Origin of the sequence: Pseudoalteromonas sp. ESRF-bin5 (assembly GCF_002632075.1) — a bacterium.
Lineage (GTDB): Bacteria > Pseudomonadota > Gammaproteobacteria > Enterobacterales > Alteromonadaceae > Pseudoalteromonas > Pseudoalteromonas marina.
Genome location: NZ_NTLW01000135.1, coordinates 1 through 24303, shown reverse-complemented (window position 1 = coordinate 24303; position 24303 = coordinate 1). Strand labels below are relative to the sequence as shown.

Annotated in this window: 23 protein-coding genes and 1 pseudogene; 13 read left to right on the top strand and 11 right to left on the bottom strand. The window is 40.4% G+C overall.

What is annotated here, in order from left to right; translation table 11 throughout:
* The 4 genes and pseudogenes from BCG07_RS07335 to BCG07_RS07320 form a co-directional block, all read right to left on the bottom strand.
* Positions 1–461: pseudogene (locus BCG07_RS07335) on the bottom strand (AmpG family muropeptide MFS transporter); the annotation flags it as partial.
* A 46-nt stretch (positions 462–507) separates the two neighbouring features.
* Positions 508–1128 (bottom strand): peptidylprolyl isomerase, encoded by a 621-nt coding sequence (locus BCG07_RS07330; RefSeq protein ID WP_006791500.1) that lies wholly within the window; start codon positions 1126–1128, stop codon positions 508–510.
* 2 nt (positions 1129–1130) lie between these two features.
* A complete protein-coding gene (locus BCG07_RS07325; protein WP_138740212.1) occupies positions 1131–1691 on the bottom strand; it encodes a YajG family lipoprotein in 561 nt (186 codons plus the stop codon).
* Between the two features lie 2 nt (positions 1692–1693).
* Positions 1694–2836: a methyltransferase gene (locus BCG07_RS07320; protein WP_008129536.1), complete on the bottom strand. Its 1143-nt coding sequence runs from the start codon at positions 2834–2836 to the stop codon at positions 1694–1696.
* A gap of 42 nt (positions 2837–2878) precedes the next feature.
* On the opposite strand from BCG07_RS07320, the gene BCG07_RS07315 reads away from it, so the two are divergent.
* The 11 genes from BCG07_RS07315 (at position 2879) to nqrM (ending at position 12930) form a co-directional block, all read left to right on the top strand.
* Complete coding sequence (locus BCG07_RS07315; RefSeq protein ID WP_243531400.1) at positions 2879–3472, top strand: alpha-ketoglutarate-dependent dioxygenase AlkB family protein; 594 nt, start codon at positions 2879–2881, stop codon at positions 3470–3472.
* Between the two features lie 79 nt (positions 3473–3551).
* Positions 3552–3863, top strand: coding sequence for a BolA family protein (locus tag BCG07_RS07310; protein WP_006791496.1), 312 nt, complete (start codon positions 3552–3554; stop codon positions 3861–3863).
* 113 nt (positions 3864–3976) lie between these two features.
* Positions 3977–5170: an enoyl-ACP reductase FabV gene (gene fabV / locus BCG07_RS07305; protein WP_243531398.1), complete on the top strand. Its 1194-nt coding sequence runs from the start codon at positions 3977–3979 to the stop codon at positions 5168–5170.
* A gap of 510 nt (positions 5171–5680) precedes the next feature.
* Positions 5681–7024, top strand: a complete 1344-nt coding sequence (locus BCG07_RS07300; protein WP_006791494.1) for a Na(+)-translocating NADH-quinone reductase subunit A — start codon at positions 5681–5683, stop codon at positions 7022–7024.
* A gap of 1 nt (position 7025) precedes the next feature.
* Positions 7026–8240, top strand: coding sequence for an NADH:ubiquinone reductase (Na(+)-transporting) subunit B (locus BCG07_RS07295; protein WP_006791493.1), 1215 nt, complete (start codon positions 7026–7028; stop codon positions 8238–8240).
* Positions 8233–8982 carry a Na(+)-translocating NADH-quinone reductase subunit C gene (locus BCG07_RS07290; protein ID WP_010556997.1) on the top strand — a complete coding sequence of 250 codons (750 nt, stop codon included), beginning with the start codon at positions 8233–8235 and terminating at the stop codon, positions 8980–8982. Before BCG07_RS07295 ends, BCG07_RS07290 begins: the two co-directional genes overlap by 8 nt.
* Positions 8982–9614 (top strand): NADH:ubiquinone reductase (Na(+)-transporting) subunit D, encoded by a 633-nt coding sequence (locus BCG07_RS07285; protein WP_006791491.1) that lies wholly within the window; start codon positions 8982–8984, stop codon positions 9612–9614. The genes BCG07_RS07290 and BCG07_RS07285 overlap by 1 nt, the downstream gene beginning before the upstream one ends.
* A 10-nt stretch (positions 9615–9624) precedes the next feature.
* Positions 9625–10233 carry an NADH:ubiquinone reductase (Na(+)-transporting) subunit E gene (gene nqrE / locus BCG07_RS07280; protein ID WP_006791490.1) on the top strand — a complete coding sequence of 203 codons (609 nt, stop codon included), beginning with the start codon at positions 9625–9627 and terminating at the stop codon, positions 10231–10233.
* 17 nt (positions 10234–10250) lie between these two features.
* Complete coding sequence (nqrF, locus tag BCG07_RS07275) at positions 10251–11474, top strand: NADH:ubiquinone reductase (Na(+)-transporting) subunit F (RefSeq protein ID WP_010556998.1); 1224 nt, start codon at positions 10251–10253, stop codon at positions 11472–11474.
* Positions 11475–11587: 113 nt separating this feature from the next.
* Entirely contained in the window at positions 11588–12616 is a 1029-nt protein-coding gene (locus tag BCG07_RS07270; protein ID WP_008129520.1) for an FAD:protein FMN transferase, read from the top strand.
* 101 nt (positions 12617–12717) lie between these two features.
* Positions 12718–12930: a (Na+)-NQR maturation NqrM gene (gene nqrM, locus BCG07_RS07265; protein WP_010557000.1), complete on the top strand. Its 213-nt coding sequence runs from the start codon at positions 12718–12720 to the stop codon at positions 12928–12930.
* Positions 12931–13803: 873 nt separating this feature from the next.
* On the opposite strand, the gene BCG07_RS07260 is transcribed toward nqrM, so the two are convergent.
* The 4 genes from BCG07_RS07260 to BCG07_RS07245 form a co-directional block, all read right to left on the bottom strand.
* On the bottom strand, positions 13804–14469 hold the full coding sequence (locus BCG07_RS07260) for a hypothetical protein (RefSeq protein WP_203986317.1): 666 nt from the start codon (positions 14467–14469) through the stop codon (positions 13804–13806).
* A gap of 133 nt (positions 14470–14602) precedes the next feature.
* A complete protein-coding gene (locus BCG07_RS07255) occupies positions 14603–16561 on the bottom strand; it encodes a phytase (RefSeq protein ID WP_203986319.1) in 1959 nt (652 codons plus the stop codon).
* An 11-nt stretch (positions 16562–16572) separates the two neighbouring features.
* On the bottom strand, positions 16573–17547 hold the full coding sequence (locus BCG07_RS07250; protein ID WP_178955373.1) for a metallophosphoesterase: 975 nt from the start codon (positions 17545–17547) through the stop codon (positions 16573–16575).
* Positions 17548–17611: 64 nt separating this feature from the next.
* Positions 17612–19918 carry a TonB-dependent receptor plug domain-containing protein gene (locus BCG07_RS07245; protein ID WP_286889564.1) on the bottom strand — a complete coding sequence of 769 codons (2307 nt, stop codon included), beginning with the start codon at positions 19916–19918 and terminating at the stop codon, positions 17612–17614.
* A gap of 286 nt (positions 19919–20204) precedes the next feature.
* Here BCG07_RS07245 and BCG07_RS07240 point away from each other — a divergent pair, with 286 nt between their 5' ends.
* Positions 20205–21113, top strand: coding sequence for a GGDEF domain-containing protein (locus BCG07_RS07240; RefSeq protein WP_010391112.1), 909 nt, complete (start codon positions 20205–20207; stop codon positions 21111–21113).
* Positions 21097–22095, top strand: coding sequence for an AraC family transcriptional regulator (locus BCG07_RS07235; RefSeq protein WP_286889561.1), 999 nt, complete (start codon positions 21097–21099; stop codon positions 22093–22095). The genes BCG07_RS07240 and BCG07_RS07235 overlap by 17 nt, the downstream gene beginning before the upstream one ends.
* Here BCG07_RS07235 and BCG07_RS07230 read toward each other — a convergent pair whose 3' ends face one another.
* From BCG07_RS07230 to BCG07_RS07220, 3 genes are all read right to left on the bottom strand, one after another.
* Positions 22096–23004: a histone deacetylase family protein gene (locus BCG07_RS07230; protein WP_286889559.1), complete on the bottom strand. Its 909-nt coding sequence runs from the start codon at positions 23002–23004 to the stop codon at positions 22096–22098. It lies immediately after the preceding gene.
* Between the two features lie 53 nt (positions 23005–23057).
* The gene (locus tag BCG07_RS07225; RefSeq protein WP_286889557.1) at positions 23058–23426 is read right to left on the bottom strand and encodes a PilZ domain-containing protein; all 369 of its coding nucleotides are present in this window, start codon (positions 23424–23426) and stop codon (positions 23058–23060) included.
* A 304-nt stretch (positions 23427–23730) separates the two neighbouring features.
* A partial coding sequence (locus tag BCG07_RS07220; RefSeq protein WP_286889555.1) for an ATP-binding cassette domain-containing protein occupies positions 23731–24303 on the bottom strand: 573 nt, incomplete at its 5' end.

Below are 24303 nucleotides of genomic sequence, written 5' to 3'. Positions count from 1 at the left end.
GTTGCTTTGTGTGATTCACTTTCGCTTAGGGTATCTATTCTAAATGCGTCTATCGCAATGTCTTGTGTGGCAGATGCAATTGCAATTAATAAACACAGTGCTGCAGCAATCGCCAAGTTAGCTTTGAGGTCAAGGCCAGCAAGAAGTAATGTGCCTAAAAACATAAAGCTTTGGCAAAACAATATCCAGCTACGGCGTTGGCCTAGCCACTTATATAAAATAGGCAGTTTTGTACGATCGATTAAGGGCGACCACAAAAAGTTGATGCTGTAGGCACCAAATACAATACCAAATAAGCCTATCATGCTTCGGCTCAGGCCTTCATCCTTTAGCCATGCCGACATTACAGAGCCAATTAATACCCAGGGAAAACCACTGCTAATACCAAAAATAAACACATTAATTAAACGTTTATCTTTAAAATACGAAAAGTATTCGCTGAAAGAGAGAGTGTTGCTCATAGGGCCTTCATTGGCGAGTGGGTGCAGCTATACCGCACCTCATTAATTATAATGGTGTTGGCTCAATCATTTTAATATTTAAAATGACCACTGGTGTTTCTGGCACAAAGTCATAACCAATTTTTTCGTTGTAAATTGTTTTAACAGCCATAATTTTATCAAGGGTTTCGTATCCATCCATTACAGTACCAAACACCGCAAATCCCCAGTCTCTTCCAGGATTTAAATGGTCATTGTTATCCATATTAAAGAAAAACTGGCGAGTACCTGAATGCGGCTGTCTGTCTTGGTATGCCATGGCAATACTGTACATATCATTTTTTAGACCATTTCCGCTTTCATTAAAAATAGGATCGTTTTGATGTAAGCCTTCCATGTCTTTATCATACCCACCACCTTGTATAACAAAATCGCGTTCGTTTTCTTCGTCGCGCTCAACACGATGAAAAATACTACCCTGATAACTTTTATCTGATACATAAGTCAAAAAGTTATTAACTGTAATAGGGGCCCGAGAACGGTCTAGCTCAACAATAATACTGCCTAGTGATGTCACTATTTCAACACGTGGAAACATATTGTCTTTTTGTACAAATCTGCCCTCTTGGGCTGCTAAACTTGCTGCGCTAAAACAAAGAGCTAAACAAAGTATAAAAAGTCGTTTCATGGTTAACCTTCTAAAAACTGTATTAATTCAGGATCTGACACAATGCGGGTTATCATTTGTTCAGTCAACTTATTGAGTTGACCTTCTATTTTAGCTCTGTCATGGCCAAGCGGGCCTTCTAGCGCTGCATTACCGCTATACTTTTTTGTAAAATTACTTGTAGCACGGATTACGCGAACACTCAGTTCAATTTTTGCTTCACTTTTATGGCTTACTAAGGTTTCAGTAACCACTGCTTGTAAGGCATTTATATCTAGCTCAAATCGAGTGGTGGCTAAATTTGAAATGCTCGCGCCATTACGACTAAGTGCACTGTCTAGTGCACTTTTAATCGACTCAGTAATACCTTGGCTTGCAAATGTTTTGGTTTTGTCTGACTCAACTAGAGTTAGGGTAGAAGTATCGCCACGTACATCAATAACACTCGTGCTCAGGCTACTATTTATAGTGCTCACTTGGCCACTTTGGTAAACCGGGTTAAGTATGACTTGGCTTGGTTGGTTTGCACAGCCTGCTAAAATACAAAATGCAGCACAGCCAAATATACGGTTTATTATTGTCATTGTTATAACACCCCACTATTTTTAGTTGAACTTAAAACCACAAATTTTTTGTTTGAACCTAATAGCTTACAGTTACCAAACATACGGTTTAACTTGTCATGATAATCTAAATGACGATTACCAATAATACGCAGCTCACCACCTTCTTTTAACGTGTCTTTAGCTTGTTTAAACATTTGCCAAGCAATGTGATCAGTAACCGCTTGTGCTTGGTGAAATGGTGGATTACATAGCACCATATCTACACTGTTTTTTTCAAAGCCGGTTAAGCAATCGTTTTCTATAAATTCGCAATCATCAAATCGTTCTGCCATGTTTTGCTCTACGTTAAGTCGTGCAGACTCGACCGCCATGTACGATTCATCAACAAACGTTACAGAGGCTTTAGGGCAGCGCGCTAAGGTCATAACACCAACTACGCCATTACCACAGCCTAAATCAATAATTTGTTTAGCTTTTGGTGTTTGCGGCAAGTAGTTAAAAAAGAAGCGCGCACCAATATCTAACGAATCACGCGAAAACACATTTGCATGGTTTGTAATATTAAACTCGGTGCCTTCAAGTTGCCATGAAACAGGGTAATCAGCAGCTTTATAGCCGCCTTTTGCGCTACTTAAAATAAGGCGTGACTTTTTCACCGCTAAGCTTGTTTTAGTTTCACCAATAAACTGTTCAAACGCCTTAATTGTTGAGTTGTGAATATCTTTCGTTTTACCAGCTGCAATAACAGGTGTGCCTGGTGCAAGAACTTCGCTTAACTCACTTAATTGAAACTGCAAAAAGCCAACATTACGTGGTATTTTGATTAACACTAAATCTACGTCTTCTGGAAGTGCCGAGAGGCTGTCCAATTGCGTAAATTGCACAGTAGACAGCTTATTCTCTTGTAAATTATATGCTGCAGCTTGGTGGCTAATATACGAGTCATTAACTGAACAAACCGTTAATTGATTAAAACTACAGGCAAGAGCACCAAAGCTGTCATTTAAAATAAGCAATGAGCGACAATCAGGATGATGTTCGTTAACATAATTGATAAGGTACTCATCGCCCGAATCCCACGCTTGTAAACTGCGGTTTTTTTGATCCAAAGGGAAGCGTTCAAGAGTAAAAGTTTTATCGCCTAGCTGGGCTTGCGTCGTCATAGTGGTTTTTGTATCAGTAAACTAATGTAGGTAAATTCTAACATGCAACGGCAAAACGCCAACCCCCAACAGTTGCCTAATGGCTTTTCTTATCAAACAAAGGCGCTTAGCGCACAAAAAAGCCTCGATTTATTTTATTATCTGCAAAAAAACCTTAAGTGGCAGCAGCCAGAAGTCACGGTTTACTCTAAAACTGGACCAATCCCACGCCTGCAATGCTTTATTGGCGACCATAAAATTGAATACGGCTATTCAAACAGTAAGTTAATAACTGAACCCTGGCCTAGTACATTAATGGCAATGCGAAAAAGGTTAGAGGCACATTTAAACCAGCCATTTAATTCTTTATTAGTCAACTATTATCGCGATGGCAACGACACCATGGGGTGGCACAGTGATGATGAAATTGAGTTAGGCCAGCAGCCCACTATAGTGTGTATATCGCTTGGAGCAGAGCGGGTATTAAAGCTAAAAGACAAAACCAGTAATAAAATAACGGATTTAAAATTACACAGTGGTAGTTGTTTGGTCATGAGTGGCAATAGCCAGCGAGACTTTCAACATGCTATTTTAAAGCAAACCAGCTTAGTGCACCCGCGAATAAGTTTAACCTTTAGGTATATAAAACAAGACTAGTTGCGTAATTTAGTTAGCCAACGGGCGGGGCTGCTTGCTATGATAAGTTCATAAATTAGCTATAAATAATGGTTTTTATATGTCAATGCAGCAACAAATCCAAGAAAAAATCAGCAATGCTATTGCGTGTAAGCATTTAAATGTTATTAACGAAAGTCATATGCACAGCAAAGGCACTGACTCGCACTTTAAGGTTATTGTGGTAAGCGAAGAGTTTTTAGGTAAACGCCTTTTGCAGCGCCATCGTCAAATTAATGAGATTTTAAAAGAAGAGCTTGCAAACCATATACATGCATTGGCTATTCATACTTACACTCCTGACGAATACACTGAACATGACAGCGAAGCGCCAGCATCGCCAAACTGTTTAGGTGGATCTAAATTAGATTGATTAATTGAGGTTTGACAGTTATTTACAACCGTATTTAACTGATCAGATCAGTGTTTTAAGTATTAGCCTTTAAACTAGCGCTAATTTTTATAGTAAAAGATATAGGATCATCAATGGTCATTAAGCCAAAAATTCGTGGATTCATTTGTACAAACGCTCACCCAGTAGGCTGTAGTGAACATGTGCAAGAACAAATTAACTATGTAAAACAAAAAGGTGCATTAAAAAATGCGCCAAAAAATGTGTTAGTTATTGGTGCATCTACAGGCTACGGCTTGGCATCGCGTATTACGGCAGCATTTGGTGGCGGTGCTAAAACATTGGGTATTTTCTTTGAAAAAGAAGGCACCGAGCGTAAAACAGGGTCAGCAGGTTGGTATAATACGGCTGCTTTTCAAAATGCGGCAGACGAAGCCGGTTTATGGTCTAAAAATATCAACGGTGATGCCTTCTCAAACGAAATAAAACAAAAAGCAATTGATACGATTAAAGCAGATTTAGGCAAGGTTGATCTGGTCATTTACAGTTTAGCGTCGCCTCGTCGTACTGACCCAAACACGGGTGAAGTTTACTCATCAACGTTAAAGCCAATCGGCAACGCAGTTACAACAAAAAATTTAAATACGTCAAAGCGTGAAATTGACGAAATTACTGTAGAAGCTGCAACACAAGACGACATCGACAACACCATTAAAGTAATGGGTGGTGAAGATTGGGAAATGTGGATTAATGCACTTCAAGACGCTGACGTGCTAGCAGATGACTTTAAAACCACAGCTTACACCTACATAGGTAAAGAGTTAACGTGGCCAATATACGGGCACGCGACTATTGGTAAAGCAAAAGAAGACTTAGACCGTGCAACGGTTGCGATAAAAGAGTCAACTAAAGCGTTAAATGGTCAAGCGTATGTTTCATCACTCAATGCTGTTGTAACACAAGCGAGCTCTGCTATACCAATTATGCCATTGTATATTTCAGCTTTATTCAAGGTAATGAAGGCTGACGGAACATACGAAGGCACCATTGAGCAAATTCATGGCTTATTTACCGAAAACCTGTACGGTGAAACGCCGCGTTTTGATGATGGCGGACACTTATTTCAAAACTACAAAGAACTTGAAGACGATGTTCAAGCACGTATCCAAGCAGTATGGGACAAAGTAGATACCAGCACGATTGACGAGTTGACAGATTACGTTGGTTATCACAATGAGTTTTTACGCTTATTTGGTTTTGGCATTGAGTCAGTTGATTACGACCAAGATGTAGAGCCAGTTCAAGCAATTGCAAATATGATTGATTAATCAATTAAGTGAATAGTCAGGGCTTGTTTGTCTTTTTTGGTAAAATGTTAAGTAACCTGTTTGGCATTTCGGTAATACAGAACTGATGTTGTGTGGTTATTGCCCATAAATAAGTATTATTGCTAAACAGGTACCGCCTTAAGATTCAGTAAGCTTTAATCCTATAAATTCAACATGCCCTAATTTAAAAGTCGCTTCATGCGACTTTTATCAATTAAAAAACCTCATTCTTTGCTTAAGCTACCACTTTGGTCTAACTTAAATTTTATTAAATCTAGCTAACAAAACCAAATAAGCGTTTCAGTCGTATAATTTTCATAAATACACTCGCATAGTCACCCACAATGGTGTTAAAATTAAGGCAATATGTGAAGAGTTTTTACCGCGTTGCCTGTTTAATGACCAAAGCGAGTTTTTCTTTTATACATTGAAATAACTTGGGGTAGCTTAAATGGCGACGTGGTTGGTACGATTTTTCAGTTTCTTTCCGTTAATGTAGTGCAAGTGCGTATGATCAACATAAAAAAAGGTCTGGATTTACCATTAGATGGCGCACCTCAGCAAGTTATTCACGACGGTTCACCCGTCAAAAGAGTAGCCGTGCTAGGTGAAGAGTTTATAGGTATGCGTCCAACCATGCATATTCGTATGGATGACCAAGTTAAAAAAGGCCAGGTACTTTTTGAAGACAAAAAGAACCCAGGCGTCCTGTTTACCGCACCAGCTTCTGGTGTTGTAAAAGAAATAAATCGTGGTGCTAAACGTGTGCTGCAATCTGTTGTTATTGAAGTAAACGGCAGTGAGCAAATCACCTTTGACTCTTTCTCTGAATCTGAGCTTACAAGCTTGGATCGTGAAAAAGCTAAAGAAGTACTTATTCAGTCAGGTCAATGGACAGCACTACGTGCTCGCCCATTCAGCAAAGTAGCGGCTGTGGATGCAAATCCTAGCTCTATATTTGTTACCGCTATAGACACTAATCCTCTTGCTGCAGATCCTGCAGTGATTATTGCTGAAAATGCGCAAGCGTTTGAAGCAGGCTTAGCTGTTGTATCGCGTTTGACCGATGGAAAAGTATTTGTTTGTAAGCAAGCTGGCAGCCAAATCCCTAGCTCATCTATTGCTCAAGTAGAAGTACATGAGTTTGGTGGTGTGCATCCGGCTGGCCTTGTAGGCACTCATATTCACAACCTTGACCCTGTATCTGCTAGCAAGCAAGTTTGGCATATCGGTTACCAAGACGTTATTGCGTATGGTCACCTGTTCCTTACTGGTGAAATATACACAGATCGTGTTGTTTCTCTTGCAGGTCCTCGCGTTAAAAATCCACGTTTAGTGAAAACACAATTAGGTGCTTCATTAGATGACTTAGTGGCAGGGGAATTAGAAGACGGTGATAACCGTGTTATTTCTGGTTCTGTACTTGCAGGTGCTACGTCGTCTGGTGTTCATGCATTCTTAGGTCGTTACCATGTTCAAGTATCTGTTTTACTTGAAGGTCGCGAAAAGGAATTGTTTGGCTGGATTGCACCAGGTAGTGATAAATTCTCTGTAACGCGTACATTCTTGTCTCACCTTACTCCGAGTCGTTTATTCAAAATGACAACGTCTACGGGTGGTTCAAAACGTGCCATGGTTCCACTTGGAAGCTACGAGCGTGTTATGCCACTTGATATTTTGCCAACGCTATTGTTACGTGACTTATTGTCTCGTGATTTAGACAGTGCAATTTCATTAGGTGCGCTTGAATTAGATGAAGAAGATTTAGCGTTATGCACCTTCGTTTGTCCTGGCAAATACGAGTACGGCGCAGCCCTACGCGATTGCTTAACTACGATCGAGAAGGAAGGCTAAAATGGGTTTAAAAACTTTCTTAGAAGATATCGAGCCGCATTTTGAACCAGGTGGAAAACACGAAAAATGGTACGCACTGTATGAAGCAGCCGCGACTATTTTTTACACCCCAGGTTATGTAAACAAAGGTTCAACTCACGTTCGCGATAACATCGACCTAAAACGTATGATGATTTTAGTGTGGATGGCGACGTTCCCTGCCATGTTTTTTGGTATGTTCAACATCGGTCATCAAGCAGCTATGGCACTTGGTAATGGTTTTGAGCTAGCTAACATTTGGCAAGTAGGTTTGTTCCAGCTACTAGGTGGTGATTTGACTGCCGATGCAGGTTGGGGCGCAAAAATGTTCTACGGAGCGTGTTTCTTCCTACCTATTTATGCAACAACGTTTGTTGTTGGTGGTTTTTGGGAAGTGTTGTTTGCTTCTGTGCGTAAGCATGAAGTAAATGAAGGTTTCTTCGTAACATCAGTGCTATTTGCACTAATTTTGCCTGCCACAATTCCTTTATGGCAAGTTGCACTAGGTATTACTTTCGGTGTTGTAATCGCAAAAGAAATATTTGGTGGTACTGGTCGTAACTTCTTAAACCCTGCTCTTGCAGGTCGTGCGTTCTTATTCTTCGCATACCCAGCGCAAATTTCAGGTGACACAGTATGGACTGCCGTAGACTCGTTCTCTGGTGCAACTATGCTAGGTCAAGCATTTGCAGGTACGTTAGGTGGTGACTTAGGTTACGCTAACATGCAAATGTGGTGGAATGCGTTCTACGGCTTTATCCAAGGTTCTATGGGTGAAACGTCAACGCTTGCTGTACTTATTGGTGGTTTATTCTTAATTTATGTGCGCATTGCTTCTTGGCGTATTGTGCTAGGTGTATTCCTAGGTATGGTGATCACTTCATCAATACTAAACACAATTGGTTCAGAAACTAATGCAATGTTTGCTATGCCTTGGTACTGGCACATGGTGCTAGGTGGCTTTGCATTTGGTATGTTCTTTATGGCTACTGACCCTGTATCTGCTGCATTTACTGATAAAGGTAAATTAGCATACGGTGCGCTTATTGGCTTTATGGTTATCATGATCCGTGTTGTTAACCCTGCATACCCTGAAGGCATCATGCTGGCAATCTTGTTTGCTAACTTGTTTGCACCATTATTCGATCACTTTGTAGTGCAAGCTAATATCAAGCGGAGGTTGGCACGTAATGTCTAGTAATAACGAATCAATTGGCAAAACGCTAGCTGTTGTTGTCTCATTATGTTTGGTGTGTGCAGTAATTGTATCGCTAACGTCAGTGCAACTTCGCCCTTTGCAAAAAGCAAACAAAGCAAAAGATATTCAAAGCAATATTTTAGCAGCCGCGGGTATTAGCAAAGTTGATAACGTTGCTGAAACGTTTGAAGCTAAAATCGAAACACGCTTTATTGATATGCAAAGCGGTGATTTTGCAGACCCTGTAGAAGACTTTGACTTTGAAAAAAGCAAATATGATGCAGAGCTGAGCAAATCTTTAAAAGAGAATGGAATTAAGGACATCGCTGGTATACAACGTATTACTAAGCGTGCACCTGTTTACATCTCTAAAAAAGACGATGGCTCTACAGATGCAATTATTCTTCCTATCCAGGGTTATGGTTTATGGGGTTTGATGTACGGTTTTATTTCGCTTGAAAGCGATGGCGAAACAATTAAAGACATCATCTTTTATAAGCACAACGAAACACCTGGTCTAGGTGGTGAAATTCAAAACCCACAGTGGACTGCAACGTGGGAAGGTAAAGAATTACCAATCCAGATCGTTAAAGGAACTGCGGGCGGTGATGAGCATAAAATCGATGGTCTTTCAGGTGCTACATTAACATCTAACGGTGTTGATCACGCGGTTGATTTTTGGACTGGCGAAAACGGCTTTGGCCCTTTCCTTGCTAAAGTACGTAATGGAGCATTGAAATAATGGCTGATACTAAAGAAATGAAGGCGGTCCTGTTTGGGCCAGTTTTCGCTAACAACCCAATTGCACTTCAAGTACTCGGTATTTGTTCTGCGTTGGCTGTAACGTCTAGCTTAAAAAACGCATTAATCATGTCAATCGCATTGACCTTGGTAACCGCATTTTCAAGCCTTTTTATCTCGACTATTCGTAATCACATCCCATCGTCAGTGCGTATTATCGTACAAATGACGATTATTGCGTCATTAGTAATCGTTGTTGACCAAGTACTGCAGGCTTTCTCTTATGCTACGGCAAAAGAGCTTTCTGTATTCGTTGGTCTTATTATTACTAACTGTATCGTAATGGGTCGTGCTGAAGCATACGCGATGAAGTCACCACCATTAATGTCTTTCCTTGATGGTATTGGTAACGGCTTAGGTTACTCTGTAGTTCTTCTTACTGTTGGTTTCATTCGTGAGCTATTCGGTAAGGGTTCACTATTCGGTGTTGATATTATTCCATTAGTACAAAATGGTGGTTGGTACCAACCTATGGGTCTATTGATCTTACCACCGAGTGCATTCTTCATCATTGGTTTATTCATTTGGGTACTTCGTACTTATAAGAAAGACCAAGTAGAAGCTAAAGCGTAAGGGGCGATAAGTGGAACATTATATTAGTTTATTTGTAAAAGCCGTTTTTATTGAAAACTTAGCTTTAGCGTTCTTCCTAGGTATGTGTACATTTTTAGCCGTGTCTAAAAAAGTAACTACATCAATTGGCCTAGGCGTAGCGGTTATTGTTGTACTTGGTATTTCTGTACCAGTTAACAACTTGGTTTACCACGCGGTATTAGCTCCAGGTTCACTTGAGTGGCTTGGTTACCCAGAAGCTGATCTTAGCTTTTTACGTTTCTTAACTTTCATTGGTGTTATTGCAGCACTAGTGCAAATTCTTGAAATGGCATTAGATAAGTTCTTTCCACCACTATACAACGCATTAGGTATTTTCTTACCATTGATCACAGTTAACTGTGCAATCTTTGGTGCGGTAGCCTTCATGGTTGAGCGTAACTATAACTTCGGCGAGTCTGTTGTATATGGTATTGGCGCTGGTGTGGGCTGGGCGCTTGCAATTACATTACTTGCAGGTATCCGTGAGAAAATGAAGTATTCAGATGTACCAGATGGTTTACGTGGTTTAGGTATTACCTTTATCACTGTTGGCTTGATGGGTCTTGGCTTTATGTCATTTTCTGGTATTTCACTGTAATAATAGCGAGGTCAATCATGGATATTTTCTTAGGCGTTGGTGTTTTTATCGCTATCGTTGTAATACTAGTTTTAATCATCATTGGTGCTAAGTCTAAACTAGTTGCAAGCGGTGATATCATCATCGGTATTAATGGCGATGCAGACAAAGCCATTAAAACATCAGCAGGTAGTAAGCTATTAGGTGCACTATCTGAGTCGGGTATTTTCGTATCTTCTGCATGTGGTGGCGGTGGCTCTTGTGGTCAGTGTCGCGTTCACATTAAAGAAGGTGGCGGCGATATTCTACCAACTGAACTTGATCACATCTCTAAAGGTGAAGCCCGCGAAGGTTGTCGTTTAGCGTGTCAGGTAAATGTTAAAAATGACATGGAAATTGAACTTGAAGAGTCAATTTTCGGTGTTAAAAAATGGGACTGTGAAGTTATCTCTAACGATAACAAAGCAACTTTCATTAAAGAACTTAAGCTCCAAATTCCAGATGGCGAATCAGTGCCTTTCCGTGCGGGTGGTTACATCCAAATAGAAGCACCAGCTCACCATGTTAAATACGCCGATTTCGATGTTCCTGAAGAGTATCGTGGCGACTGGAATCATTTTGGTTTCTTTGACCTGGAGTCAAAAGTAGACGAAGAAACAATTCGTGCTTACTCAATGGCTAACTACCCAGAAGAAGAAGGCATCATCATGCTTAACGTGCGTATCGCTACGCCGCCGCCAAGAAACCTAAGCCTACCTTGTGGTAAAATGTCTTCGTACATTTGGTCACTTAAAGAAGGTGATAAGGTGACTATTTCAGGTCCATTTGGTGAGTTCTTCGCTAAAGAAACTGACGCTGAAATGGTATTTGTAGGTGGTGGTGCGGGTATGGCACCAATGCGTTCACATATCTTTGACCAACTTAAACGTTTAAATTCTAAGCGTAAAATGAGTTTTTGGTATGGTGCGCGTTCTAAGCGTGAAATGTTCTACGTTGAAGATTTTGACGGCCTAGCTGCTGAAAACGATAACTTCGTTTGGCACACAGCGCTTTCAGATCCACAACCTGAAGATAACTGGGAAGGCTATACTGGCTTTATCCATAACGTGTTATTTGAGAACTATCTTAAAGACCACGAAGCGCCGGAAGATTGTGAGTTCTACATGTGTGGTCCTCCAATGATGAACGCGGCAGTTATCAATATGCTTAAAGACTTAGGTGTTGAAGACGAAAATATCTTATTAGATGATTTCGGTGGCTAACACGCATATCAAAACAGATTAGTTTTGGTTAAAATATCAGCCTCGTAGCACTCTGTGTTACGAGGTTTTTTTATTCTTATATATTAATTTTTAACCTATTAAGTAGGGTTGTTATGAACAAAGTAAATACTCCCCAGGGCATAATCGCCTTATTTATCATTACGCTGACTTTACTGTTATCTGGATGCGCAGAATCGGTCCCAAAGGAAACCTATTTAGAAGGTAAAACCATGGGGACTACCTATCATATTAAATATTATGACGAGCAAGAGGCTATATCTGCTCTTCAAATACAAGAACAAATAGATGCTGTATTAGTCGACGTAAACCAGTCTATGTCTACATACATCAAAGACTCGGAGATAAATACATTTAATCGCTTGCCTGCAAATCAATTTATGCCAATAAGTGAAGGCTTCAGAGCTGTTATAAGCGAATCCATTCGTATCGGTGAGTCTACTAATACACTTGATGTAACAATGGGACCATTGATTGATTTATGGGGATTTGGCCCTGATAAAAAGCCGACCAAACGACCCACTGATGATGAGCTTCAGGCAATGGTTGCAAATATTGGTGTAGATAAGCTTGTATTAAATGAACAAGGTCTAGCAAAAACAGTTGATGGACTAGAACTATCATTTTCTGCAACTGCTAAAGGGTACGGCATAGACAAAGTAGCGCAATTACTAGAAAGCCATAGCATTACTAATTACATGGTTGAGATTGGCGGTGAGCTGCGTATGTCTGGCGAAAAGCCAAATGGACAAGGCTGGGTAATTGCAATAGAACAACCAGATGCAGAGCCAGGTAAGCGTGAAGTGCACCGAATTTTACTACCAGGCACTATGGGAATTGCTACATCTGGGGATTACCGTATCTTTTATATAATGGATGGCGAAACATACACCCATTTGATTGACCCTGTAACAGGAATGCCAATTAAGCACGACTTAGTTTCTGTAACAGTATTACACCCAAGTGCAATGACCGCAGATGGCTTAGCAACTGCTTTAACAGTTATGGGTATGGAAAAAGCACAAGCTTATGCACAAGCTAATAACTTAGCAGTTTATCTAATTGCTAAATCGCCTGATGGCTTAGTTACGTATTCAAGCCCTGCATTTGAACCCTACTTGTAAGTATTCAAAGCTGGTTTATTTCCATAGAGGTTGGGTATATAATATTAACTGCTCAAAAATAGTTTGGGCTTAATTTATTGCTGATCAATAGGGGCTAAGCAATGTCACTTTTTTTTCTTACTTTTGGCTTACTAATTTTAATTGTTACAGCAATGGCTGTAGGTATGATAGTGCAAAGAAAATCGATGGCCAGCAGCTGCGGTGGATTAGGCTCGGTAGGCATCGATAAAGCCTGTGATTGCGATGATCCTTGTGACAAGCGAAAAAAGCGCTTAGCTAAAGAGCAAGCTTGGAAAGAAAACCAAATAATTTAAATATTTTTTAGAACAAAAAGCGCTTTTATAGCGCTTTTTTTGTGCCTGCTGTTCAGGGAACGAATACACATTCAACTTAAAAAATTCATTTTACTTAATAAGAAACAGACTGGTTTTGCCATAAATAACATTAAAGAATAAAGGTTTACTTAGTTTCATACTGGAGCATTGAGTTGTTCTATGCCTAATAGAGTAAATATGTACTGAGTGCCTTACAGGCAAATATTTCGTTACTTAAAAGCATGGCTATTAGACTAAGGTCTATAGTTTAGTTTTTTTCATCTATCAGGTTTATTTTTATCGCTTGTGAAATTTGAGTAATAACTCTAAAGTTAACACATAGACACGGCTAAGAGCTTAATCAGTAGCTTTAGCAAAGTAAAATGTGTTTATAGGCAATGGCCAGAATTCGTTAGTGTATAACTAACACAAAGAATCTTTATATTGTGTGTGAAGATGTTGTCAGTGTGAAAGGCAACTCAAGCTCGGTGGTGACTTAGCTTGGGTTGTTTTTATTTCCCTACAATTGCCACGCAGTTAAAACCAGAATCTTTATATTGTGTGTGAAGATGTTGTCAGTGTGAAAGGCAACTCAAGTTCGGTGGTGACTTAGCTTGGGTTGTTTTTATTTCCCTACAATTGCCATGCAGTCTAAAACCAGAATCTTTATATTGTGTGTGAAGATATTATTAGTGTGTAAACGGCTTAAATTCAATTATGTTGAGTTTAAGCCGTTTTTATTTTGCTGCCCCAAAGCTAAGTTTTGTTCCCTATAGCTACTAATCAACAGTATATGTAACAGTTTTAAATACCTTTTCTTTCATTTTTTCTTATTAACTTCGTACCTATCAATCATACCTAGGCATAGTTATTTTATTTAAGTAAACTTTCGCCATCGTAAAAAAGAGGCTTTAAGGTTCCGCAGTTTATAAATTTATAAGTAAGTTCGTTTTCAGGAGGAACTCGTTTTGATGTACGAACTTTCTGCATACAGGCATTAACCAAGTCCACAAAAATTAGGTGGTTGAAGCTTGGTGCTTTTTGAATTTTATGTACATAAATACGCTCTGTACCATTTAGCTCAATCATATCGTACTCATGCCATTGCGAAGATTCGCTTAGCTCATTTAGTTCTCTGGCGTACAGTTGCTTATCAAGCTCAAGTTGTTTAGCTTCATAAATTAAAGTACCCCCTTGGCGGTAATCACCTTCGTAAATGTCGGCTGTAATTGTTATTTCATCCCCGCGCATTAAATGTTGAATATTAAACTTTTGCGGCTTAATAGTGATCATGTCGGCATTTTTCGCAAAGTTTAAAAAAGCAACGTTTGAATTTTTAACTTCGTAAACAACTTGCAAGTCATGTGGCGATCTATAAGAAGGAAGATTAATAGCAAAAATAGAAGACCCTCTATTAACTAGTGCCATGGGGTGAACTGCATTGTAGCTAGGATCTAATGGTGGAAGTTCTACTTTTTCTTCTTCAGCAAGCGCTGTAGTACTTAGTAAAAGCAACAATAAAGTAAATATTAAACGCATAATAACCCCAATCAATTTATGAGCTTAAAGTGTAGTATATAGCTTTAATAACTCTAAATTTAATAGGTTTATTTCAAATACACATAGTAAAAAGGCTCGTAAGAGCCTTATTGTGTTTAAATATGGTAGGTTTTTACTTAATTGCTTTTTTCACTTCGCGCCAGTCAATAACTTTAAAGTTTTGCGGTTGCAGTGGCATGCGGTTGTAGCCGTCTTGCACTATAAGCATGCCCTCAGGATAACCAGGCAAAGCCATTGCTGTAACGGTTAAACCGTCAGTTTCACCTACGCCATCTATGCCTTTATCTAGGTTAGCAATCACATTAAACTTACCTGCAAAACTGAGGCTAGGCTGTGTATCATCTGAGATTTTGTAAAGCACATAGCTATTATCGCCTTGGCTTGATACCACTAAATAGCGCGCATCATTAGCATGATAAATTTCCATACCTTCTACATCTGCCACCAGTTGTTCATTAACACTTTGTAGCTTTACTGCTTTGTTACCAGCGGTAGGCTCTGCGCCGATATACCAAATACCTGCATCTTCTTCACCTGCAAATAATTGGCCTAGTTTATCATCAGCACTACAGCCTTCTGGCTGACTAGGTAGGGTAAATTCTCTGACCAATTCACCTGTTACGGAATTAGCATTACCAGTTAATTTGTATTGTTGAAATAAACCTGATTTATCATTAATAAATACGTAATGGCCAGAATCAGACGAATACATACACATACCGTAAATCTCAGGTAGGTTAGTGGCTATTTCTGTTACATGGTTTACTTTGTTTTCTCCATCAACAGTAAATACGCTAATACTGTTAAGCGTACGGTTGCTGGCAGTGATCCATGTATGGGTTTCGTTGTTTATAGCTTGATGTTGGCGCACATCAACATTATTTAAACGCCCTATATTGAGCGACTGTACTTTGTTGCCAGCAAGGTCATAAACCATCAAGCCGCGGCGTTTATCTGTGCCTAAAATTAAGCTGTTTTTAGCGTCTTGCTCATTTATCCAAATTGCCGGGTCATCCGCTGCATCACCAAACGCAGCAACTGGCGTCGTTTGTGTCCTGGCATGAATGTGAGTCATAGCGACTTTGTTTTGTGAAGTAACTGTTTGCGCAGTGTAGTTAACATTTGCTTGAATGTAGGCACCTGTTTCATCATCAATTAAAACCAACTGCGCTTGATTGTTATCGAGCAAACTCGCTGCAACAGATTCAATTGTGTGCTCACCTGCCAGTGACCACTGACTTAGTTTTTCAGTATTTTCGTGGTAAGCATAGATCATATTGCCATCAGTGGCAGTAAGCCATAAAGTACCGTCTTGTGATACTGATAATGCTCCTATTTCACTGTTTAATTCACCGTATGGTTGTACTAAAGCCACAGGTTGTTTGTTGGCATCTGATTCCGCATCAGCATTAATGGCCCACACACCTAGCTCTGCTTCGCCCACATACAAAGTTTTAGTTTCATCATTAACAGCACAGCCTGAAGCCTCAGTGACTGCAGAGAACTCACGCACTGCAATATTTTTAGCTTGGTTAGTTGCTAAATCATATATAACCGTTTCGCTGATCAGGCCGCGAACATCTGGCACAAACGCTGATACAGTCTCGGTATTGCTGTTTTTAAATAAACACACAGCATCAGGTTGAGCTTGTGGTGGACTGATACGTGTAAGCTCAGTTAGCTGCCAAGACGAATCCGTTTTCAGTAATTTAAAAATAGCCACATTGTCTTGATTGTTATCTAGGCTAGCCAATAAAAATTGTTGCTCTGTGATTTTCTTCAGTGAGATAGATTCAAAGTTACCCGCTAATAACACACTGCTTTGGTCTTTATCTGCCACTAATAAGCCTTGGCTTTCGCTGGCAATCAACCATTGGTTATTACCCAGCGCTGCTGCCTGTGAGCCTTGCATATTTTGTTGAGGGCCAAATTTTTCCACTGCTATTGCTGCTTTTACCATAGCTGCGTTGCTTTGGCTGCTAGGTTCCTCATTACTTGTACAACCGCTAAGCGCAGTTACAAGCACAGCACTTGATAGCACCGCTGAAATTGTATTTAGTTTAAAGTTCATTATTTTATCCTTTACTTATCTATGTGCTTTTCAGTGTTAAAACGTACTTCACCAAGGTGATTAATCGCGCTTACACTGAGAGTTTCGCCATTGATAGAGATACTTAAAAAACCAGGTGTTGCTTCTGCGTAGCGGGTAAATTCACGTTGTTTTACAAACCGCGCTTCGCTGCCACCACCAGAGACAAAGTGAGCCACCTTGCTATTTTTTGGTTGGTTGTATTGCAAGTCGTGCTCGTGCCCTGCGATATAAGCATGCACGTTATGACGCTCCAAAATAGGTTCTAAAATGTCGCGAAGCCCTTGGTTGCGGCCAAAGCGTTTACCACTTGAATAAAGCGGGTGATGGCCTACCACAATTTTCCATTTTGCGTTACTGCCAGCAAGTTGGGTTTCAAGCCAAGTAAGTTGGGTTTTATAGTCTTGTCCTTGGGTTGAACGGTATTTATCACGGTCTTTATATTCAGGCTGAATTGGGTTGGTATCTAAAAACACCATTAACACTTGCTCGTTGTTTTCAAGCGAAAATGTTTTACTGTAGTACCTTGCAGGTAACTGCCAACGTTGACTTTTTTCGGTGTAGTCAATTTGTGCTTGGGCATTACCCAAGTAATCGTGATTACCTAAAACAACATACCAATCTTCAAATGTGTGCGGGCCATGGTATATGTTCTCAAAGGCTGATTGCCAAAGAGGATCGTTCACACTTGCCACGCCATTTGGGTAAAAGTTATCGCCAGTCGAGACAATAAAATCGGCATCGGTTTGATACATAGCAATTTCTAGCTGATGAGCCACTTCTTTTTGGTAAAAGTGGCCGTTGTGTCCCCAATCACCAATAACCATAAAGTTAAGGCTATTAGGCAACGTAGTTAACTTAGCTATTTTTTGTTGTTGGTATAGCGCATCTTTATAAACAACAGGCTCGTCTGCACTAAGCGCTGATGAGCACAGTATCGCGGCCATTATGAAAGACAATTTAAACATGTTTTAACTCCAAAAAAGCACGCGATGGTTTGCCATTACGTGCTTAAAATGACAATACGTGTGATTAGAATGCGTAACGCAGCATTACTTGAATCACAGGGCCTGCTTCTTCCGATTCAAGCTCGTACTCATCAAAGGCACGATTGTTTTGATCATCAAGCGAGTCAAACTTATTGAAAACTTCGTCTTTGCTGGCATCCAGTAAGTTTGAACCAACTAGGCGTAGAGTGATGTCATCCCAGCGCTTTTCAACGAAAAGCTCTAAATCAGCACCGTAAGAGGTTGTCACTTCTTCACCCACGAAGCGTCCGTATGCATCACCTTGGTTACGGTACGTTGCCCCAAATGATGCGCGTAGTGTTGGTAAATCTTGGATAAAGCCAACGTTATAAACATAATCCGATTGGTCATTAAATTTGCGCTTACCAAAACTGTCTTCAACTTCACTGTCGAGCCAAGAGTAATTTAAGAAGATACCTGTGTTAGGCATGTTTAAGGCGCTCAGTGGGGGTGATAAATCAAACTCAATACCCTGAACTGTGCCATCACCAGTATTTTGTGGTTGTAGTACAAATGTGCCTTCGCCTTCTGAGCCTTCAACACCGGTACTGGCAATTTCAATAAGGTCACTAACGTCACGGTAAAATACGTTTACACCAACAACGCCACTTTTACCTAAACGGTATTCGTAACCTAAATCGATACCCCAAGATGATTCTGGTTTAAGGCTTGGGTTGCCTAAAAAGTCATTATCAGCGAGCTCTTCTTCAAGTAGGGCGGGTGTCATGTAGTCAAAGTCAGGGCGACGTAAGCTGCGAGCAACAGAGGCGCTGACTCGTCCGTTATCACTGACGCTGTAACGAAAGTGAGCCGACGGTAAGAAAAAGTCATAATCATTTTCGGCAGTAACGCCTTCATTGGTATCGGTAATACTTGAGTCAGTTGACTCCCAGCGCACCCCCATCTCCCACGAGAACACATCCGCTTCGTGCTTGATTAGCGCAAATAAATCAAAACGATCTTCTTCAAGTTTATTAACACCGCCGTCTACTGGTTCAAATTCGTTGTTAAATTGTGCTAATGACATTGGCGTCTCGCTAAATTGAGCCCATCCAGTCAGTGTTTGCTCACTTTCATCTTCAGCGACAAAAATGGCGGTATCGCGCTCTTTGCCTTGTACAAAAGCACCAAATTGAACTTCTTTCGAGTCACCTACCAGAAAGCTGTGCTGCCATTGTAAAGACCATTCTTTATCATCAATATCAACGGTTTCTTCAGCTTCTTCAAAAACCATGGGAAGTTCTGACGTATCAAGCTCAACTTCTTGTTCGTAAACAGATTCTTCAAAGCTGGCATAACCTAACTTAAATTTGCTGGTACCGCCAAGTAGTGGTAATTCATAGCCAGAATTAATGTTGTAGTTGGTTTGATCAATAAACGAAACGTTTGCGTTATCTGAGATTAAATTACCACCCTCAACGACAGAGCCTGAGGTTGCAGTGGGGTCGTCGTATTCAAAAGAGCGCTCATCTTCGGTACGGTCGGTATCAACCCACATAGCGCTAATATCAAACTTGCCGCCGTTATCAAACACCTTTTCAAAGCTGGCATTTAATGATGTGTCATCGCCATCACGAGTATCAGATTGATCTTCACGGTTATCAAAATCGTCTGTAGCGTAATTCGGGTTATTTTCAGGGCTATCGCCATAACGTCTGCTTGATTTTTGTTTTGGGTTATAACGACCTTGTAAATTGGCACCTACTAGTAAACGGCCACCTGCAAACTCAGTACCGTAAACGCCCGCAAAGCTTTCTTTTAGTTCGCCGTCATCGTAACGTAAGCCACCAGCGCGAATATAACCGCCGTCTAAGCTATAGCCATCGCGAAGTACAATATTAAGTGTGCCTGCTATAGCATCGGCAGAGCGGTTGGCACTTGATGAACGAATAATTTCTACACGCTCAATTAATTCTGCTGGAATACGGTCTACAAAAAATGAACGGTCAGCACCGGCGCCCGGAACTTCTTCGCCATTAATAAGTACTTTTGTGTAAGCAGGGCTTAAGCCGCGCATACGTGCTCCGTCAGATTCCAGTACGTCAGATAAAAAAGTCACACTAGGAACACGCTTTAGCGCATCACCGGCGGTAAGTGGCTCAAAGCGTTGAAAGTATTCTTGTGAGTATTCCAGCGTGGGTGCTAGTTCTTGCGAGCGGTTGCGATAACCAATCTCGCCGTATACCACAAGCTCTTCAGAAACCTTTACTTCAGGTTCCCTTGGCGATGTTTGTTCCTCTGCATTCACGCTTACACTAAATTGGCTCAGTGCTAATGCCGCTACAACAGCATTTAACTTAAATTGTTTCATTGGTTTGCTCCGGTTGTCCTTGGTTTGGTGAGCAAACTAAAAAAAGTTAATGACGCTAATGTGACAGTTTTACAGTTAATTCCTGACAAAACGCCAACTTAGCGCTTTTTAAACAGACATTTGAGCTGTTTAAACACGGCTCCAGCGCACTAAAAATGGTTATTACTAGGTTAAATACCTAAAAACTTTAATCTCAATGTCATATCAATGAGCCAAAATGACCCTGCCTAGTAAATCAGTACCGCGCTAGCATACCCAATAATGCAAACCTTAGAAGACTTAAACAATGCGATATAACCCATTTACCAGCCATGCAAAATTAACTAATACCATCATTTTATTATTAGTTATTGCTGTAGCAATATGCGCTTACTTTGGCGAACTTAAGCAATGGCAAGAAATTGCGTGGCTCGATATTGTCGGTGAGGGCGGTATTGTGTTGATGACCCTCAGCTGGATAGTTGCGTTACTTATTTCACGCCCGCCAGGCAAAGTAACTACCTTATTAGTGTTAGGTTTAGGTTTGTTTATGTTCTCAGCCACGCTCGATTTACTCGATGAGTGGTTAAAGCAACCTTCACAATTATGGCTCACCTGGTTTGAGTCACTACCAGCGCCGTTTGGTATGTCGCTTACCAGCGCAGGGCTTTATTATTGGCATCAAGAGCAATTTGTTTTAAATCGTCAATTGCGTCGTCGTGAAGCGCATCTTCGCGAGCATGAAAAAGTCTGTCCGGTAACAGGGTTATACCGAGTTAACTACTTACATTCACTCATGCAGCAACAACAAACAGAGCAGCAAGGCGGCACTTTAGGTGTTATTGATATTCGTGATTTTGCAAAGTTTAATGCGCAGTTTGGTTTTAGTGAAGGTGATAGGTTACTAAGAGAAATTAGTGATTTATTAGTAATGAATTGCCGTTTGAATGATGTGCTTTGTCGCTATGCTGGCGATTGTTTTATTGTGCTTATGCCGAATACCAGCCAAAGCCAAGCCAAAGAATTACTAGCGCAAATGAAAGCGGCGCTTAACCATTGTGCGTTTAAAGTCGCAAAAAGCAAAGGCGCACAGTTCCAGCATATTTTAACCGCCACCATGGCAATGGATTTAGCGCAAGATCCAGTGCAGCAAACCAGCCAGTTACATCAACAATTACAACAAGAAAAGGCCCTTGTAGGTGCAGCAGTATATTAGCCTAGATGATAAATACCTCAGCGCGGAGGGAATAATCACTGCGCTGGTGGAGCTTGCTCAAGGACGAGGGATCCCGCTGCATAAATTGCTGCGTGGTACGGGTATTTTTGAGCAAGATTTATATGATCTATCACAGCGTTTTAGTTTATCGCAGTTATTGGCTTTAATTAGCCAGTTTAAAACCTTAATGAAGAGTAACGACAGTGGTTTTTTACTGGGTCATCAATTGGTTAATGACGTTAGCCCTGCGGTGCAAAGTGTGCGTTTAAGCCCCAGTTTAGGTATGGCTTTGAAGCAATTACAACAGATCCGCACTGTTATTGCGCCTTTATTTTTTACCCGTAAGCATATATTTCAAGACGATTTTTATCTGTACTTGCAACCGAGTATCGGTATGGACGAGTCATTAAAAAATTATTGTTTTGAAATATATAGTGCCGCGTTAATTAGCTTACTTAAAAGAGTGAGTGATCACTACCCACAGTGTTATTTTGATTTTACCTGTAAGCGCCCGCGGCATATTCAAGAGTATGAGCAGCACTTAGGCTTACGGGTTCGGTTTGAACAACCCTATACCCGTTGGCACTTTAATAAACAATTACTTAAGTGCTCAAACCCAGAGTCAAGCCCATTGCGGTGGCAGCAGTGCATAGCGCAAAGTCAATTGCCTAAAAATGTATCTTTGTCTTTTGTTGAGGCGGTTTGCCTATCCATTTACCACAATACAAACAATAATCTCGTTAGTACTGCTGAGCATTTTGCCATGAGCTCTGCTACGTTTAAACGTAAGTTAAAACAACATGGTGTCAGTTATTCGCAATTACAAGATGAGCAAAATAAACTCAAAGCACTGCATTTACTGGGGGTGTGCCAGCAAGGTAATGAACGAGTGGCTGATCGGCTTGCATTTTATGATATTCCTAACTTTCGCCGAGCATTTAAGCGTTGGACCGGCATTACGCCAAGTCAGTTAAAAATATAATTAAAAACTAGCCGCTTGCTCAATAACTATGCCGTGGCGCTGTGCTAAACGTTCATGGTTTCTGTCGTAACCACCACCAATCACAGTGGCAACAGGGGTATTATTTGCAAGGCAGCGTTTAAGTACTAAGTGATCGCGCTTTTCTATCCCTTGCCAACTAATATCCAGTTTGCCTAAGCCATCCTCTTGCCAAATATCTACACCGGCATCGTACAGTACTAAGCTTGGGTTCAGTTCTTTAAGTAAGTAGCTTAAGGTATCGTCAACAATGGCTAAGTATTCGGCATCTTGCATATGATTTGCTAAGCCAATATCTAAATCGCTAGCCGATTTCCTAAACGGGAAGTTTTTTTCGCAGTGTATTGAACAGGTATAAGCATAGGGCTGATGCGCAAGCATAGCAGCGGTGCCATCACCTTGATGCACGTCTAAATCAAAAATAAGCACGTTGGTTACTTCGCCGCTATTAATCAAGGTCTGGGTGGTAAAGGCTAAGTCGTTCACCATGCAATATCCTGAGCCAAAATCAAAGTGCGCATGGTGCGTGCCTCCTGCTAGATGACAGGCTATGCCGTGTTTTAGCGCTAAGCGAGCGGTTTGTAATGTGCCCTGCGGGGCAGTAAATGTGCGCGCCATTAATTGAGCTGACCAAGGTAATCCTATACGACGCATGGCTTTATCGTCTAAGCGATTGTTCCATAAATCGTGAATGTAGTTGTCGCAATGCACTAACTCTAAAGGCTCGGGAGAGCCTAAAACAGGTTGTGTGAGGTTATTACCAATTAAGCCTAGTTTTTTAACGTGTGTGTATAGATTAGCAAACTTACTCATTGCAAAGCGGTGCTTAGGATCAAAACTAAACGAGTAGTTTGGATGGTAAACTAACGGTAAATGAGGGTTTAGAGTCATATTCACACAGGCTATAAAGTTTTCCCTATGGTAATCAACTCCCCTCAAAGTGTCTATTTTTGTGAGTCGTGAATAAGCATGGCTAATTCGCGGTGAAGTAATTCATCGTCCGCTAAGTTGAGTTCAATGAGTCTTTTTAGATAGGTAATGCTATCAATATCAATATGCTTACACTTTAAACCAATGTGATTGGCTTCTATATGGCAAATCGTTGTCTCCATTTTTATTTCAATTTCGCTGTCGGGTAAAATAAAACGCAGTACGGCATCATTCTCTATTTGGTCATTTAATACATCACATTTACTGACTAGCGCGCCGTGCAATGAAATATCAAGCAAGGTACATGGGTACTCATTTTCTTGAAAAATTATGTGCGCATCGGTTGAAAATAAAATACGTGAAAATTGACGACGTTCTTGCATGACTCTGCCTTATTGTTTTTTTAGTAATATCAATAGCATTAAATTAGTGTTCAGTAATAGTGCGAATAAAACAACTCATTAACAATCACTAAAGTTACTGCATATGGTTGTTCTATGTGAATAATTTTTTATTTAGTTAGCGAGTGATTCAACATCAATCAAATGCATAATATTTTTAAATAAAATTGTTATAAGCATAGCTTTAAATTACACAGTTGCTAGCTACAAACACACATAGTTTATTTAAGGCATAAAAAACCCTGCGTAAAGCAGGGTTTTAAAGGTATTTCAGTTAATTTAGCTATTAACCAATTTTTTTGTATTTTATACGCTTAGGTTGTGCAGCTTCTGCACCGTAGGTCTTTTTGAGCCACTCTTCGTATTCAGTATAGTTACCATCGAAAAAGTTAATTTGTCCTTCGTCGCGGTAATCTAAAATGTGCGTAGCAATACGGTCAAGGAACCAACGGTCATGCGATATACACATTACACAGCCTGGGAATTCTAAAATAGCATTCTCAAGTGCACGTAATGTTTCAACGTCCAAGTCATTGGTTGGCTCATCCAGTAGCACTACGTTACCACCGGCTTTTAATAATTTAGCAAGGTGTAAACGGTTACGCTCACCGCCCGATAAGTCTTTTACAAACTTTTGCTGATCGTTACCTTTAAAGTTAAAACGGCTAACGTAAGCACGGCTTGGGAATTCAAAGTTACCAATTTTTAAAACGTCTTGTCCGTCAGATATTTCTTGAAAAACTGTTTTGCTTTCGTCCATATCGTCGCGGAACTGATCAACCGTTGCTAGTTGTACGGTTTCACCAACGTTAACACTACCGCTATCTGGCTGCTCTTCGCCACTTAACATTTTAAATAG

What these genes read in the sequence shown, in the direction of transcription:
- BCG07_RS07330 (WP_006791500.1), bottom strand. Translation starts at nt 1,128, where the DNA reads ATGAAACGACTTTTTATACTTTGTTTAGCTCTTTGTTTTAGCGCAGCA.
- BCG07_RS07325 (WP_138740212.1), bottom strand. Translation starts at nt 1,691, where the DNA reads ATGACAATAATAAACCGTATATTTGGCTGTGCTGCATTTTGTATTTTA.
- BCG07_RS07320 (WP_008129536.1), bottom strand. Translation starts at nt 2,836, where the DNA reads ATGACGACGCAAGCCCAGCTAGGCGATAAAACTTTTACTCTTGAACGC.
- BCG07_RS07315 (WP_243531400.1), top strand. Translation starts at nt 2,879, where the DNA reads ATGCAACGGCAAAACGCCAACCCCCAACAGTTGCCTAATGGCTTTTCT.
- BCG07_RS07310 (WP_006791496.1), top strand. Translation starts at nt 3,552, where the DNA reads ATGTCAATGCAGCAACAAATCCAAGAAAAAATCAGCAATGCTATTGCG.
- fabV (WP_243531398.1), top strand. Translation starts at nt 3,977, where the DNA reads ATGGTCATTAAGCCAAAAATTCGTGGATTCATTTGTACAAACGCTCAC.
- BCG07_RS07300 (WP_006791494.1), top strand. Translation starts at nt 5,681, where the DNA reads ATGATCAACATAAAAAAAGGTCTGGATTTACCATTAGATGGCGCACCT.
- BCG07_RS07295 (WP_006791493.1), top strand. Translation starts at nt 7,026, where the DNA reads ATGGGTTTAAAAACTTTCTTAGAAGATATCGAGCCGCATTTTGAACCA.
- BCG07_RS07290 (WP_010556997.1), top strand. Translation starts at nt 8,233, where the DNA reads ATGTCTAGTAATAACGAATCAATTGGCAAAACGCTAGCTGTTGTTGTC.
- BCG07_RS07285 (WP_006791491.1), top strand. Translation starts at nt 8,982, where the DNA reads ATGGCTGATACTAAAGAAATGAAGGCGGTCCTGTTTGGGCCAGTTTTC.
- nqrF (WP_010556998.1), top strand. Translation starts at nt 10,251, where the DNA reads ATGGATATTTTCTTAGGCGTTGGTGTTTTTATCGCTATCGTTGTAATA.
- BCG07_RS07270 (WP_008129520.1), top strand. Translation starts at nt 11,588, where the DNA reads ATGAACAAAGTAAATACTCCCCAGGGCATAATCGCCTTATTTATCATT.
- nqrM (WP_010557000.1), top strand. Translation starts at nt 12,718, where the DNA reads ATGTCACTTTTTTTTCTTACTTTTGGCTTACTAATTTTAATTGTTACA.
- BCG07_RS07260 (WP_203986317.1), bottom strand. Translation starts at nt 14,469, where the DNA reads ATGCGTTTAATATTTACTTTATTGTTGCTTTTACTAAGTACTACAGCG.
- BCG07_RS07255 (WP_203986319.1), bottom strand. Translation starts at nt 16,561, where the DNA reads ATGAACTTTAAACTAAATACAATTTCAGCGGTGCTATCAAGTGCTGTG.
- BCG07_RS07250 (WP_178955373.1), bottom strand. Translation starts at nt 17,547, where the DNA reads ATGTTTAAATTGTCTTTCATAATGGCCGCGATACTGTGCTCATCAGCG.
- BCG07_RS07245 (WP_286889564.1), bottom strand. Translation starts at nt 19,918, where the DNA reads ATGAAACAATTTAAGTTAAATGCTGTTGTAGCGGCATTAGCACTGAGC.
- BCG07_RS07240 (WP_010391112.1), top strand. Translation starts at nt 20,205, where the DNA reads ATGCGATATAACCCATTTACCAGCCATGCAAAATTAACTAATACCATC.
- BCG07_RS07230 (WP_286889559.1), bottom strand. Translation starts at nt 23,004, where the DNA reads ATGACTCTAAACCCTCATTTACCGTTAGTTTACCATCCAAACTACTCG.
- BCG07_RS07225 (WP_286889557.1), bottom strand. Translation starts at nt 23,426, where the DNA reads ATGCAAGAACGTCGTCAATTTTCACGTATTTTATTTTCAACCGATGCG.